This is a genomic window from Moorena sp. SIO3H5 (genome assembly GCF_010692395.1).
GTDB lineage: Bacteria > Cyanobacteriota > Cyanobacteriia > Cyanobacteriales > Coleofasciculaceae > Moorena.
Window position 1 is genome coordinate 1 of the sequence record NZ_JAAHHS010000032.1, and the last position, 14,982, is coordinate 14,982.

Sequence of the window (14,982 nt, forward strand, 5' to 3'; positions counted from 1 at the left end):
TCTAACTGGAATGCCTCATGGATCGACTGGTATATCGCCAATGGCTATAACCAAACAGCAGGCTCCTGGCTAGCTGAAGACCGGATCGACGATGTGATCGATATGTACGAATGGGGTCATAGTGGCGGTGGTGGTGGCGGTGGCAGTGGCGGCAGTGGCGGTGGTGGCAGCAGTGGCGGTGGCGGCAATGGCAGTGGCCAAGTATTAGCCCAGTTGGTGGAACAAGAGGGGTTTTTTAACGATTTCAATTGGTCAACCTTTAATCCTGACCAGGGAGCGGCTCAGGTGCCAGAGTCTGGGGCTACCAGTGGCTTAATTGGGTTAGGTCTGTTCGGCATTGGTGGTCTGTTCAAGGGTCGTCGCCGGTAGTGCAGCCATCATCACTGCATTGTAGTCTGGGTAAATAATGTCTTAATCTGGTATTTTGATCAGGGTAAAAGCATCTCAATCAAGCTTGAAAAAAGGAAGTGATAAAAGTGGTGATATACAGCAGTTTTAAATTTTAATAGGTACAGAGTTCTGGTTTTTAGGGAGCAGGGAGCAGGGAGCAGGGAGCAGGGAGCAGGGAGCAGGGAGCAGGGAGCAGGGAGCAGGGAGCAGGAAAGAAGGAAAAGGGAACAGAGGGAAAACAATCCTGTATATCTGATAGTTATGCAAACCGCTGTATTCATGGCAGTCCGTTTCTGCTTTTGTCATAGACTGCAATTTACAGTTGTTTTCTGACGCAAAGCATTCAAGACCAAACGTGGAAGTAAAGCAAAATTACGAGGACTATGACCCGAGCGAAAGGGTTGCTATAGTGCTCTGTAGCACAGGTGTTTGGTGATCATAAACGACTCATAAAGTGATCATAAAAAACTGATGATTTTTTTCGAAATAAACAGGCATAAATCAACACAATTGTATACATCACGTTCCAATAAAAAACCCGATAATAGACACCAGCATCCTATCACAAATATGATTGCATACATCACCGTTCCATACTGATAGTATCCATGTTAGTAATTTCTATTAAGTAAAATCTTATGAAAAATCGCCAGTTAATCATGTCCTTGTCCCTGGCATCTGCAGCAGTAATTGCTGGTAACGCCCCAGGTCAAGCAATAGACTTTGACTTCAGCTATCAACCAGGAACCTCCCTCGAACAAATGGTCGGGTTTCAAATGGCTGGTGAGATTTGGTCTTACTATTTAACGGATGATATCACTGTCAAAATTCACGTTGAGATGACCAACGACTTGCCCTCAAACCTCCTGGGTGGGGCACTCCCTGGTCTGCAAAAGAATAAAAACTACAAGACATTTCTGAAAAAGCTGAAGTCCGATAGAACATCGGCAGATGATTATACTGCTTATGATCAGCTGCAAGACAATGGCAATACTCGCTATCATGCCGTGTTTGAAAGCCGAAAAGGGTGGTCCAACACAAAGATTGCCCTGACCAATGCCAATGCCAAAGCCATAAATTACCACAGCAATAACTCCCTGCTGGATGGCTATATCGTCATGAATGACGACTTCAATTGGAGCCATGATTACCTACGTAACGCCCCAACCCCATTAGACGCCATAGACTTCCTGAGTGTGGCCGTCCATGAAATTGGTCATATCTTAGGCTACGTTAGTGGGGTCGATTCTACGATACTCGCGGATTATGACGCTAGTGATGAGATGAACCTTGAGCGTCTGATGCGTACTACCTCCCTGGATATGTACCGCTATAGTGAGTCGAGCGAAGACCAAGAAAAGCTTGAATTAGGCTATGGTGCCAACGCCTACTTTTCCATTGATGGGGGTGATACAGCTCTGGCCTACTTTTCCGAAGGCCAGGATCTCAATTTAGGATTAGGAGGTGATGGCTATCAAGCCAGCCACTGGGACGGTTACGGCAATGATTTGGGCATTATGAAACCAGCTCTAGGTTGGGGAGAGACATCCGATATCTCAGCACTGGATTTACGAGCCTTTGATGTGATTGGCTTTGACCTTAACTCCACTGTGTTCGGCTCAGATGGACGCCCTAGTGAATCCAATATGACCCTCAATTTCAATAACTTGCTCAACAACGCCAAGAAGACCTTAGCCGACAAAATCGGTGTCTATTTGGATGATCCTAGCGTCGATCGCTCATCCATCGACTGGTATATCGCCAATGATAACCAAACAGCAGGCTCCTGGCTAAGTGAAGACCGGATCGACGATGTGATCGAGATGTACGAATGGGGCCATAGTGGCGGTGGTGGTGGCGGTGGCAGTGGTGGCAGTGGTGGTGGTGGCAGCAGTGGCGGTGGCGGCAATGGCAGTGGGCAAGTTTTAGGCCAGTTGATTGAACAGGAGGGGTTTTTTAACGATTTCAATTGGTCAACCTTTAATCCTGACCAGGGAGTGGCTCAGGTGCCAGAGTCTGGGGCGACCAGTGGCTTAATTGGGTTAGGTCTGTTGGGCATTGGTGGTCTGTTTAAGGGTGGTCGCCGGTAGTGCAGCCATCTGGCCTGATCAAAAAAGGGAACAGCGGATCACCGGAACAGTAGCAAAGAAATCCGAAGGGCTTAGTATTTGTAAAAACAATGACGTTGCTGAATAGCAAAAAATTTTAACCATAAAGGGAATTTTTTGAAATTTAAAATAATAAATAATAATCCTAAATTATAACTACAACAGCTCTTCAAATTTAGAGTATGAGAGAGTTTGTATATTTAGTCTTGATCAAGCATGTTGGCTCTCCTAGTATTATCATACTAACTTAGTAACAAATAATCCCTATATGTGTTACTAAGTTAGATTTTAATTACTTTTCAAATGCGATTTATGGCATACATCACGTTCCAATAAAAAAACGATACTATACACCAGAATCAAATCAAAAACACCATTGGATACATCACTTTTAGATACTGATAGTATCCATGTTAGTAATTTATAGCAGGTAAAATCTTATGAAAAATCGCCAAGTAATCATGTCCTTGTCCCTGGCATCCGCAGCAGTAATTGGTGGTAACGCCCCAGCTCAAGCCATAGATTTCGACTTCAGCTATCAACCAGGAACCTCCCTCGAACAAATGCTAGGGTTTCAAATGGCTGGTGAGATTTGGTCTTACTATTTAACCGATGATATCACCGTCAAAATTCACGTTGAGATGACCAACGACTTACCCTCAAACATCCTGGGTGGGGCACTCCCTGGTCTGCAAAAGAATAAAAAGTACAAAACATTTCGGAAGAAGATGAAGTTCGATAAAACATCAAAAGATGATGATACTGCTTATAATAAGCTGCAAAGACATGACGATGATGGCGAGTATCTGTATAGGGTCTTGTTTGAAAGCGGAAGTGACTGGTACAACAACAATATTGCTCTGACCAATGCCAATGCCAAAGCCATAAATTACCACAGCAATAACTCCCTGCTTGATGGCTATATCGTCATGAATGATACCTTCAATTGGAGCTATGATTACCAGCGTAACGCCCCAACCCCATCAAACGCCGTAGATTTTTTGAGTGTTGGTATGCATGAAATTGGTCATATCTTGGGCTTCGTCAGTGCGGTCGATTCTACGAAACTCGCTGATCATGACGCTAGTGAGGAGATTAACCTTAACCGTCTGATGCGTACTACTGCCCTGGATATGTACCGCCGTACTCACTCGACCCCATATTATAATAACAAGATTGACTTAACCTATGGTGCCAATGCCTACTTTTCCATTGATGGGGGTAAAACAGCTCTGGCATACTTTTCCGAAGGCAAGGATCTCAATTTAGGAGACGGAGGTGATGGCTACCAAGCCAGCCACTGGGACGGTCTGGGGGATGATTTGGGCATTATGAAGCCAGCCCTAGGTTGGGGAGAGAGGGCGGATATTTCACCACTAGATTTACGAGCCTTTGATGTGATTGGCTTTGACCTAAACTCTGTTGTGTTTGGCTCAGATGGACTGCCCAGTGAATCAAATATGACCCTAAATCTCAATAACTTGCTCAACAACGCCAAGAATACCTTAGCTGACAAAATTGGGGACTATTTGAATGATTCTAGCGTGAATGCCTCATCCATCGACTGGTATATCGCCAATGATAACGAAACAGCAGGCTCCTGGCTAACTGAAGACCGCATCCAAGATGTAATCGACATGTACGAATGGGGCCATAGTGGCGGTGGTGGTGGCGGTGGCAGTGGTGGCAGTGGCGGTGGTGGCAGCAGTGGTGGTGGTGGCAATGGCAGTGGGCAAGTATTAGGCCAGTTGGTGGAACAAGAGGGGTTTTTTAACGATTTCAATTGGTCAACCTTTAATCCTGACCAGGGAGTGGCTCAGGTGCCAGAGTCTGGGGCTACCAGTGGCTTAATTGGGTTAGGTCTGTTGGGCATTGGTGGTGTGTTCAAGGGTCGTCGCCGGTAGTGCAGCTATTTTTCTAGTCAATAGCGTTACTTGGTCTAGAGGTTTGGGAATTCTAGAGGATAGTTCTTGCCCACGACATGCTTCAGTCTCTAGAAAAGCCTCATGGTCACCACAGATTTTTGTAAATTGCCACTTAGGTCCCATCAAAACAAACCCTTAAACAAACCCTTAAAGCAACTCCTGACCTTGCCCATTGCCTGTTACCTAGTGGCTCAGATGCCCTTGCTTTGCTCAGCTCAAATTGTTCCAGATAATACTCTACCCAACAATTCCATTGTTACTCCTAATGGCAACATTATTGAGATTACCGGTGGTACCACTGCCGGGGGTAATCTTTTCCATAGCTTCGAGCAGTTTTCGGTTCTGACTGGCAATACAGCCTTTTTCAACAATTCCGTCACCATTGAGAATATTATTAGCCGGGTCACTGGTGGGTCGATTTCCAATATTGATGGCTTAATTCGGGCTAACGGTAGCGCTAACCTGTTTTTAATCAATCCCAATGGCATCGTGTTTGGTTCGGAGGCTTCTCTCGATATTGGTGGCTCCTTTATTGGCTCTACCGCTAACAGTATTAAATTTGCCGATGGCAGTGAATTTAGTGCGACCAATCCCCAGGAGCCTCCCCTCTTAACCATTAATATTCCCACTGGTTTACAGTATGGCTCCCAAGGCAATCCAGGCGGAATTGTGATCAACGGGCCTGGGAACAATCTGAGTATTAATCCCACTATATTTTTTGCCGTGAACACAGATAATCGACCGGTGGGGCTGGAAGTACAGCCAGGTAAAACCTTAGCCTTGGTGGGGGGTGATGTGGCTGTTGCAGGAGGAAATCTCACCACAGCCGGAGGACGGATTGAACTGGGGAGTGTCCAGGGAGAAGGGATGGTAACCCTGACCCCAACTAACTTAGGTTGGACCTTAAGCTATGAGGATGTAGGACAATTTCAGGATATTACCTTGTCCCAAGCTGCCTCGGTGAGTACCAGTGGTAATGACGGGGGAGAAATCCAGGTGCAGGGTCGGCGAGTGACCGTGAGTGAGGGGTCAGCCATCTTAGCCGATACCGTGAGCAGTGGGGCTGGGGGAAGTTTGACGGTAAAGGCGACGGAGGCATTGGACGTTATTGGTAGCGCTGCCAATAATGACTTTTCCACCCGTTTATCTACTGATGTAGCACCAGGGGCTATAGGGAATGGGGGGAATTTAGTCATTGACACGGAACAGTTACGGGTTGCTAATGGCGGTCAGATCTCCAGTGGCACCTTTAGCTCAGGGAATGCTGGCACCTTGACCGTCACTGCTGCTGAGGTAGAGGTGATTGCTGGGTCGAGCTCCGGTCCGAGTCTTTTGTTTGTGCCAGTAGGACTAGGGGCTACTGGGAATGGGGGCAATTTGATCATTGACACGGAACGCTTGCGAGTTACTGATGGGGCTGAGATCTCAGCTAGTACCTTTGGTTTTGGGGATGGGGGAGATTTGCGAGTTCAGGCCAAGGACGTAGAGCTGATTGGTGCTTTTGGCAGGTTCTCGAGTAGCTTGTTGGCTAATGTGGAACGACAAGGGACCGGGAATGGGGGTAACTTATTCATTGAAACGGAACGCTTGCGACTGGTTGATGGAGGTCAAATTTCAGCGAATATTTTTGGTATGGGGAATGCCGGTTCCTTGACTATTAAGGCTCAAGATGTGCAATTGACTGGCACGTCAACCGCAGAATTACCCAGTGGCTTATTGACAGAAGTCCGACCAAACGCGATTGGGAATGGGGGCGACTTGACCATTGAGACTGAGAACTTGCAGCTGACTGATGGGGCTCAGATTTCAGCCACTACCTTTGGTGAAGGGGATGCCGGTTCGATCAGGGTGCAGGCTACTGAGATGGAACTAATTGGTACTTCACCAGGGGGATTACTTAGTGGCTTGTTGGCCAATGTGGAACCAGACGCGATCGGCAATGGGGGCAACTTGACCATTAACACGGAACGCTTGCGAGTTACTGATGGAGCCCAGATCAGAGCAAATACCTTTGGTAAAGGAAATGCCGGTTCGATCACGGTGCAGGCTACTGAGATGGAACTAATTGGTACTTCACCAGAGGAATTACCTACTGGCCTGTTGGCCAATGTGGAACCAAACGCGATCGGCAATGGGGGCAACTTGACCATTAACACCGAGAACTTGCGAATTACTGATGGGGCTCAGATTACAGCTAATACCCTTGGTGAAGGGGATGCGGGTTCTATAGAGGTAAAGGCAACAGAGGTCGAATTAATTGGTACCTCACCACAGGGATTAGCCAGTGCCTTATTGACAGAAGTCCGACCAAACGCGATCGGGGATGGGGGCAACTTGACCATTGAGACTGAGAGCTTGCGAATTACTGATGGGGCTCAGATTGCAGCGACTACCTTTGGTACAGGGAATGCAGGTCCCTTGACAGTGCAGGCTACTGAGATCGAACTAATTGGTACCTCATCACAGGGATTACCTAGTGGCTTGTTTGCCAATGTGGAAGAAGTAGCAACAGGGGATGGGGGCAATTTGACCATTAACACCGAGAGCTTGCGGCTGAGTGATGGAGCCCAGATCTCAGCAATTACCGATGGTGAAGGTGATGCCGGTTCTATAGAGGTCAACGCCACAGATGTCGAATTAATTGGTACCTCACCACAGGGAGATACCAGTGGCTTATTTACAGAAGTCCGACCAGGAGCCATTGGTAATGGGAACGACTTGACCATTAACACTGAGAGCTTGCGGCTAACTGATGGCGCTCAGATTGCAGCCACTACCTTTGGTGAAGGGGATGCCGGTTCTATAAAGGTAAACGCAACAGATGTGGAATTAATTGGTACTGCAAATAATTTAGCTAGCGGCTTATTTGCTAATGTGAATCTAGACGCCACAGGCAATGTGAACCTAGACCTCACAGGGGATGGGGGTGACCTTAGCATTGAAACCGAACGTTTGCGGTTAGTGGATGGGGCTCAAGTGGCAACTATTACTGCAGGCTCTGGCAATGGGGGAATCTTAAGAGTTCAGGCACAGGAAATAGAACTAATTGGGACATCAGACCTAGGTGCCAGCGGATTATTGGCGAATGCGATCGCAGGTACTGGTAATGGGGGTAAATTAGAGGTCTTCACTGATCAGTTAATTATCCGAGATGGAGCAACGATCAGTGTCAGTAACTTCCAAAGCAATAACCTCCTAGATCCAGGACTTGGGGAAGCTGGGGATATTGAGATTGTGGCAAACTCCATCGAGCTTTCCAACAGCGGAGCGGAAACTCCCAATGGTGGTGGTATTACCGCATCCAATTTCTCGGCGGGAGGAGGCAATATTGATATTTCAGCTAATAAAATCACCAGTAATCGAGGGGAAATCACTGCCACCTCTGAGCTTAGCGGCGGCGGTGATATTGACATTACTAGTGACTTACTGTTCCTTTCAAACCAGAGCGGGATTAGTACCAGCGTTAATGACAGCACTGGTGGTGGTGGTGATATTAAAATTAATAGTGATTTTGTAGTGGTTGTAGACCAGAGTAAGATCACAGCCAACGCCATATTTGGTCCTGGAGGTAATATTCTGATCACGACTCAAGGTCTGTTTCTATCTCCAGATAGCGAGATTACTGCCAGTTCTCAATTTGGTGTGGATGGTCAAATCAACATTAGCAATCCAGACCCAACTCAAAACCTAGGATTAATCTCATTACCAGCAAGTATCATTGATACTGGTCTAGTGATTGCCACAGGCTGTAGCACCGATGATGAGCAGAATTCATTTGCTCTGCTTGGACGAGGGGGCTTACCCACTGACCCCACTGACCCCCTCAACGGTGAAACCGTTTGGATAGATTGGCGAGATTTCTCCGCAACCAGGCGTCAATTGTATCGGGCTGCTCGCAATCGTGGCAAAAAACCCGATCAACAACCCCAAGTGACAGCCAAAAAACCACCAATTATCGAAGCTCAAGGATGGATCATCAATCAGGATGGAATTGTGGAGTTGGTGCCTTATCCCACTGGTCCTAATCTCAAACCAGTATTGAATACTGCGATCAACTGTCATAATCTTAGGTAACTATATATAGGACTGTAAGCTATCAGCTATCAGCTATCAGCTATCAGCTATCAGCTATCAGCTATCAGCTATCAGCTATCAGCTATCAGCTATCAGCTATCAGCTATCAGCTAATGCGATTGACATGCAGGTCACGCTACGCGAACGCATACCGGATATTCCTAACACCTACGCGAACGCATACGTCAGAGTCATAAAACGAATGCGATTGACATACAGTCACGCTACGCGATCGCATACATCAGCCTTGGATACTGAAAGCATAGATTTACCAGAATAAACTGAAAATTATCCTTAATTTTCAGTTTACAATGTCATTTTATCCAGCCACCGTAGTCTAGAGAATTTACAAATAAATCATGAAAACCAGCCCTCTATAATTTTCTATTCTTTTTAAATATTTTTATGACATAACTAGTTTACTTATAGAGCAAAGGGAACAGGGAGTAGGGAGTAGCTCACAGGGGTAGGGAGTAGGGAGTAGAGACTTCCGAGCAACCAGGCAGAGAGCTCTTGGAGGTTTCCACGCTACTTGCTCATCTAACTTTTTACACTTCCCGCACTTCCCACACTTCCCACACTCCTTCTTTTTCCCTAACTACTTTAGGGACATAAAAGTTTTAGTTGCGTCTGTTTTTAAGCAGAAACAATTGGCAGAATAACTTTCCTTTTACATATACTACTGAATATAGTATTTTCCCTATTAATGAAGTTTTAAATATCTATTTTTTACCGATTCCCGATTCCCGATTCCCGATTCCCTGTTACCTGTTCCCTGTTCCCTTTGGTATAATTATGACATTCATATTAAAATCTAATAATGTTTTTGACTATCTAGCTGCTCGTGGTTTATGCAATCCTTCCGAGCAAGATATCAGTAAAATTGAGCCACTGGAAGCCAAGAATTTTAACTTATTGCTGACCTTTCCAGATGGTAATAAGCTGCTAGTCAAGCAGGAGCGACATAACCAAGAAGGGAAAGCCGCTGGTGAGTTTTTGAATGAATGGCGAATTCAAGAATTCTTACAGCAATTTCCAGAACTTGCTAACCTCCGCTCTTTGATACCAGAGGTGTTGCATTTTGATGGTGAGAATTCCATTATGGTTTTCCGCTATCTTGATGACTATCGGGATTTAATGGATTTCTACGCCAAGGAAAATATCTTTCCGACAGAGGTTGCTGGCAGCATCGGCACCCTCTTAGGAAAAATCCATCATCATACATTTAATCGTAAAGACTATCAAGATTTTTTCTGTACCGAAACCGATAATCCCACCACTGACCAAGTGCCTAGATTAGTTAATAGTTTAGAACGAATTGGTCCGGAGATTTTTGGTGCGGTACCTGCTGACGGCCTGAAATTCTTTGCCCTTTATCAACGATACGATAGTTTAGGGCAAGCGATCGCACAACTAGGCAATGCTTTTGCCCCCTGTTGTCTGACCCACAATGACCTAAAGCTAAATAATATCCTTCTGCACCAAGATTGGGAGCATCAGAGTACCAGCATTGTCAGGTTAATTGATTGGGAGCGCTGTAGTTGGGGAGACCCAGGGTTTGATTTAGGAACACTGATCAGCAGCTATGTCCAAATCTGGCTGAGTAGCCTGGTGATCAGTAAATCTTTAAGTATTGAAGAATCCCTAGGTTTAGCCATGACCCCCTTGGAACAGCTCCAGCCTTCCATTGCTGCCCTAACCAAAGGGTATTTTGAAACCTTTCCAGAAATTTTAGAACACCGACCTGATTTCTTGCGGACAGCAGTACAATTTACCGGTTTTGGTTTGATTCAACGAATTCGGGCGATGATTGAATACCAAAAATCCTTTGGTAATGCCGGGATTGCCATGCTCCAGGTTGCCAAGACCTTGTTGTGTCGTCCAGAACCATCCATGCCCACAATTTTTGGCCCTGCTATTGCTGAACTAATCCAACTCAGTCCTTCTGCTGTTTAACTAAGACCTTACACCAAGTTTAAAATTTACCTGTCAAGGTAGGGAACAGGGAACGGGGAACAGGGAACAGTGATAAGATTTCACTATTTGATTACTGAAATTGATTGTTATCACTGTCTTGATGCAATAGCGAATGGGAGAAACCCCCGCAGGTCGGCGCTGCATCGCTTCCGTTATTAAGTTTTTTTGTACTGGTGGAAGATCTCAGTTTAAGACATATACCAATCCGTGTAGGAATTGCGATAATTTTTGTTCCCTGTTCCCTGTTCCCTGTTCCCTGTTCCCTACTCCCTTTTCCCTACTCCCTGTTCCCTGTTCCCTGTTCCCTGTTCCCTTCCCTACTCCCTACTCCCTACTCCCTACTCCCTACTCCCTACTCCCTACTCCCTACTCCCTACTCCCTACTCCCTACCAAATTATGATCCAACTACTTGATTCTAGAGCAATTCAACCATCCCAAGTCGCCAATCAGCAATTACTAGACGTTCTAGACGATATTGTTAACAAAGTAAAAATCCAATCAGACTTCTCTATTCACCATTCAGATTACAAACCGTTGGAAATTCCAGCCGAAGCTGTGGAACGTTTTCAACGGATGCCCCAGGATATGCAGAAAAAATATATCACTCTGCAACTGCGGAGTTTTCTATATGGTATTTATTACAACGGCTCAATGCGAGATGCTCTCGCACCGGAAGCAGATACGGAAGCTGCGCCAGTAGACCTGGAGAACAATACCATCCTGGGAGTAGATGTAGGATTTTATCAGCGACTCCACGACAGTAATAGTGGCAAAGGCTACTTTGACCCTGGTTGGTCTGTTCTCAGAGAAGAAAGTGATGGCAGTTTGGCTGTGACTAAGGGAGGATTGAGGCTGCATATTGAACGGGAGCAGCATCTGCCAGCATCCGAGCAATCTGCCACCGTAGGGGATTCAGTAGCAATCCGTATGCCTAAGAATTTGGTGCAAAATGGCTTTTATATGGCCGTTGGCAATCTAGAAGCAAATCGTCCGCACACAGACCAGTCAGTGACTGTGCGAATTTACTTCAACTTTTCTCCTGAGGGTGCAGTTGCCGTAATGGGTAGCTTAACCCAACAGCTCAACGACATGGAAATTCCGTTCCACTTTAAAGTTTTGTACAATCCCAAAGACTACGAACGGCACGATTCGGGGGTACTCTACTTTGACAAGTGTCACTATGAGGCTGTTGAGGGAGTTTTAAAGACTATTTATACAGAGCACCAATCCCATTTTCAGCCAGAGGTTCCATTATTTACCATGGAGCTAGCACCAGGATTGGGGTTAGCAGAAGAACCAGACCAAAAATTTGCTGAACAGGAAAGCTTTGGCATGAATCGCTGTCAGATTGTGGCCAATGGGTTGTTAGAAGCTTGGCATCAAGGGGATGATTCCACCGAAGGAAGGATGAAGGCTATCCTTGGGCAATTTTCTAGGCTGGGGATTGACTTGCAGCGTGTTTATCTCAATGCCAATTCTGAAGATATTTATCAGTGTTTAGATATATAGCAATTATCATAATCATGAGGTACACATATTTTTTTACCACTCCCTGCTCTCTGCTCCCTAAAAACTAGGACGAAAGTACCTTACCCAATTGAGAACTGGTAAAAAATAATTTTAGTCTTTTAGTCCAAGAGTAGTCTTGGACTATTTTTTATAGTTTTTATCAGTTCCACTAGTTTTTTAGACATAACTAGTTTAGTTTATTACATAAATTCGATAGCATCTCAATATAGAAATATCATTTTATAGCACTACCTAAACAGATTAGAACATTTTATCAAGGCTGGATATATACAGTATCGTATAATCTCATTTAGTTTAATTATTGATAGAGACAAAACTGTTGTTGTTTCAGCGTAAATATAAACAAAAAATCAACAGAACACGGTTGTTTTTGAATAATATAAAAACAGGAATTCAACATGGCTTATTTATTCCTACTTAACCACAACCGTTTATTGGAGTAAAGTTCAAATGGCCAAGATAAAAATTAAGGACATCAAACTAACTGGCGCTGACTTGTTCGACGATTCTGAAAGTTTTATGAACGAACTGAGTAATGATGAGCTTGATCAGGCTATGGGAGGAGGTCTAGTTCGAGTAGAGTCAGTACAATTTAGCTGTAATTGCTGTCCCACTACTGGAGGTATTAAAATTAGAACTTTAACCTACGACTACCCATGTAGCCCTGTAATCCTGTAAACTCTTTTGACCAAATACCTTCACTTCTGAATCCTACATTTAGTAGTGAAGGTTTGAGCAATCAAATGAGTATAACTATTACCTAACGTTCTGATCCCGGAGTCAGTCGATGTCTAAGTATACCCTTCCCCCTCTCAAGGAAGATTCTATAGTAACGTCAGCTTTAGAGCCAGAGTTATCCCAGGGTAAATTTCAGGATAAAAAACCACAATACCCTTCAGTGCTGCTTCCCAAATTAGCCTGTAAGGTTAATTACTATCAAGATAAGCTGATTTTTTCTCAGGATGGTCGAGATTTCGCGTTTCAGGTTAACAGTCAATCAGGAAAAATCTTAAAAAAGTTCTTCTCCCTGATGGACGGGACTAAGAGTCTGAGTGAACTACAAGAAATTTTTTCTGCTAATAATTCCGAGCTGATAAATACTATTGTGCGTCACCTGGACGAAAACAACTTACTGGATGACGTTGCTCAGGTCAGGGTTAATTCAGGCATCGACACTGTGCTGGAATTGGAAGATTTGACCACTGAATTGCTCAATCAGCAGGTTGATCAAAATCTCTTCCTGAAATCCATCAAGTCACCGACATCCCAACTTCCAATCAACGTTGTTTATGGTTTTATAATAGAGCATTACCACTTTATTACTCAACAGTGCTGTTTTGATTCTGTTGGACTTAGCTTCCAAAGCTCTACAAAAGTTCGACAATTGCTAAACGAACGCTACACTAAAGAATACCGCCAAGACCAGGAACTGGTAATGGCAGCACTTAATGCTATTGGCATTAGCGGTGAGCAACTCGCGGACACCATGCCACTCCCAGAAACCATGGGGATGTGCAATGCTTTGACCTATTGGGCGAACTTTGAGCCACTCTTTTTCTTGAGTACCCTGGGATTTTTGGCAGGTCAGACCCGTAAGAATTTTGAATTTTTAAGTCAAGCCTGTGAGCGTGTTGAATTAGATTCTGGCTTTATCAACCCGATTAGACAACTGGCAAACAGCAAGCTAAAACTCGAACCAGAAAATTTAACCCGTCGCATCTTTCAAGACATTCCTCACATTGAGCCGCAAACACAGCAGCGATTTAGAGGACAAACTTACCTATTTATTGAAATTTACAACAATTTTTACAAAGCTATCTGGAATCATTACTCCTCTGCCAGTCATTTACTGCGGCGAGTTTCGGCAATTTAACTCCCTACTCCCTGTTCCCTACTCCCTATTCCCTATTCCCTTTACAATATGTCATTAACAAACGTTTTATTTCAACAACCACTGTTCAAAGATCGGGTATTTTTTGAATTCAAGGACACAGAAGTTGAAATTCATTATCGCGGTCAAGGATGCGCGATCGCCCTTGAGCCTGAATACCAAAAGGAAACTGTCCAACTGCTAAGACTTTTGCAAGCGGGGGGTATGTCCCCAGAGCAATTGGGTCTGGCCTGTCCAGGAATCCAAGAGGATATTCCCGAACTCCTCGCTGAGCTGGATCGCCGGGGTCTACTGATAGAAACCCATCAAGAAGTGGAATCTCGTGGGGTGACTGGACAGCAGTTCTATCGAGAGTTGTGCCGATTTCTTAACCGCATGAAGGGGCAATTTCCCCCTTCTCCTTTCTCAGAAAAGATGGCTGATGAGACCATTACCAGAAACCAGTTGATTGGTTATGCTTTGGAATCTTATCACGTTACCCATCTGTGTCCTAGACTGTTAGCACCATCCTTAGCCAATTATGAATCCCCTCGGACCCAAAAACTTCTCCAGGAATTTTTTGTGTCTGAGTTGCACCATGACCGTTTGATTGAGAATTCCTTGAAGAGTGTGGGCATCGAAGGTGAGCAACTGCAACGGATACAGCCCCTACCCATGACTTTCGCAGTCTGTTCCACCCTGGCCGTTTTTGCCAAGCAGCATCCTCTGAGCTTCAAGGCTGCACTGTTGTTGTTTGAGGAAGACGACAAGGTATTCCACGAGTTGTTTAAGCAGCAGTCCCAAGCCTTGGAGTTACCACCTGAATTTTATAAACCCATCCTGCTCCATGCCGGTATCAATGAAGAAGGGGCACATGACCAAATCACTTCGATTCTGCTGGCAGAAGTGGCTTATGTGTCACCAGAAGAACAAGTAGTGGTTAAAAAGAATCTGGGCATTCTGCTGGAGTCAATGGTTCGGCGGACTCACGAAATTCTGGATTACTATGGCAATCCTAATAATATCATCCCTCGTTGTTTTACGTGAAGGGGCAATTTTATATTCAATGGGAAGTATGGAAATAGTTACACAAATTTATATTGACCC

At 44.8% G+C, this 14,982-nt stretch carries 13 protein-coding genes; 11 read left to right on the plus strand and 2 right to left on the minus strand.

Annotated features, from left to right (window positions below; translation table 11 throughout):
• Positions 1–369, plus strand: a 369-nt coding sequence (locus tag F6K52_RS05735; RefSeq protein WP_293075242.1) for a hypothetical protein, incomplete at its 5' end; no start/stop codon positions are given.
• Between the two features lie 126 nt (positions 370–495).
• Here the strand turns inward: F6K52_RS05735 and F6K52_RS05740 are convergent.
• Positions 496–696, minus strand: a complete 201-nt coding sequence (locus tag F6K52_RS05740; RefSeq protein ID WP_293075244.1) for a hypothetical protein — start codon at positions 694–696, stop codon at positions 496–498.
• Positions 697–1,028: 332 nt separating this feature from the next.
• Between F6K52_RS05740 and F6K52_RS05745 the strand changes: the two genes are divergently transcribed.
• The 5 genes from F6K52_RS05745 (at position 1,029) to F6K52_RS05765 (ending at position 10,453) form a co-directional block, all read left to right on the plus strand.
• Positions 1,029–2,480, plus strand: a complete 1,452-nt coding sequence (locus F6K52_RS05745) for an NF038122 family metalloprotease (RefSeq protein ID WP_293075246.1) — start codon at positions 1,029–1,031, stop codon at positions 2,478–2,480.
• Between the two features lie 458 nt (positions 2,481–2,938).
• The gene (locus F6K52_RS05750; RefSeq protein WP_293075248.1) at positions 2,939–4,402 is read left to right on the plus strand and encodes an NF038122 family metalloprotease; all 1,464 of its coding nucleotides are present in this window, start codon (positions 2,939–2,941) and stop codon (positions 4,400–4,402) included.
• A gap of 102 nt (positions 4,403–4,504) precedes the next feature.
• Positions 4,505–8,497: a filamentous hemagglutinin N-terminal domain-containing protein gene (locus F6K52_RS05755; protein ID WP_293075250.1), complete on the plus strand. Its 3,993-nt coding sequence runs from the start codon at positions 4,505–4,507 to the stop codon at positions 8,495–8,497.
• 124 nt (positions 8,498–8,621) lie between these two features.
• Entirely contained in the window at positions 8,622–8,777 is a 156-nt protein-coding gene (locus F6K52_RS05760) for a hypothetical protein (protein WP_293075252.1), read from the plus strand.
• A gap of 515 nt (positions 8,778–9,292) precedes the next feature.
• The gene (locus F6K52_RS05765; RefSeq protein WP_293075318.1) at positions 9,293–10,453 is read left to right on the plus strand and encodes an aminoglycoside phosphotransferase family protein; all 1,161 of its coding nucleotides are present in this window, start codon (positions 9,293–9,295) and stop codon (positions 10,451–10,453) included.
• A 33-nt stretch (positions 10,454–10,486) separates the two neighbouring features.
• Here the strand turns inward: F6K52_RS05765 and F6K52_RS05770 are convergent, their stop codons facing one another.
• Positions 10,487–10,618, minus strand: a complete 132-nt coding sequence (locus tag F6K52_RS05770) for a hypothetical protein (protein ID WP_293075254.1) — start codon at positions 10,616–10,618, stop codon at positions 10,487–10,489.
• A 29-nt stretch (positions 10,619–10,647) separates the two neighbouring features.
• Between F6K52_RS05770 and F6K52_RS05775 the strand changes: the two genes are divergently transcribed.
• The 5 genes from F6K52_RS05775 (at position 10,648) to F6K52_RS05795 (ending at position 14,922) form a co-directional block, all read left to right on the plus strand.
• On the plus strand, positions 10,648–10,875 hold the full coding sequence (locus F6K52_RS05775) for a hypothetical protein (RefSeq protein WP_293075256.1): 228 nt from the start codon (positions 10,648–10,650) through the stop codon (positions 10,873–10,875).
• Positions 10,872–11,984 carry a T3SS effector HopA1 family protein gene (locus F6K52_RS05780; protein ID WP_293075258.1) on the plus strand — a complete coding sequence of 371 codons (1,113 nt, stop codon included), beginning with the start codon at positions 10,872–10,874 and terminating at the stop codon, positions 11,982–11,984. The genes F6K52_RS05775 and F6K52_RS05780 overlap by 4 nt, the downstream gene beginning before the upstream one ends.
• A gap of 471 nt (positions 11,985–12,455) precedes the next feature.
• Positions 12,456–12,683 carry a hypothetical protein gene (locus tag F6K52_RS05785; RefSeq protein ID WP_293075260.1) on the plus strand — a complete coding sequence of 76 codons (228 nt, stop codon included), beginning with the start codon at positions 12,456–12,458 and terminating at the stop codon, positions 12,681–12,683.
• A gap of 109 nt (positions 12,684–12,792) precedes the next feature.
• Positions 12,793–13,878, plus strand: coding sequence for a hypothetical protein (locus F6K52_RS05790; protein ID WP_293075262.1), 1,086 nt, complete (start codon positions 12,793–12,795; stop codon positions 13,876–13,878).
• A 48-nt stretch (positions 13,879–13,926) separates the two neighbouring features.
• Positions 13,927–14,922, plus strand: coding sequence for an iron-containing redox enzyme family protein (locus F6K52_RS05795; RefSeq protein ID WP_293075264.1), 996 nt, complete (start codon positions 13,927–13,929; stop codon positions 14,920–14,922).
• Positions 14,923–14,982: the final 60 nt, after the last annotated feature.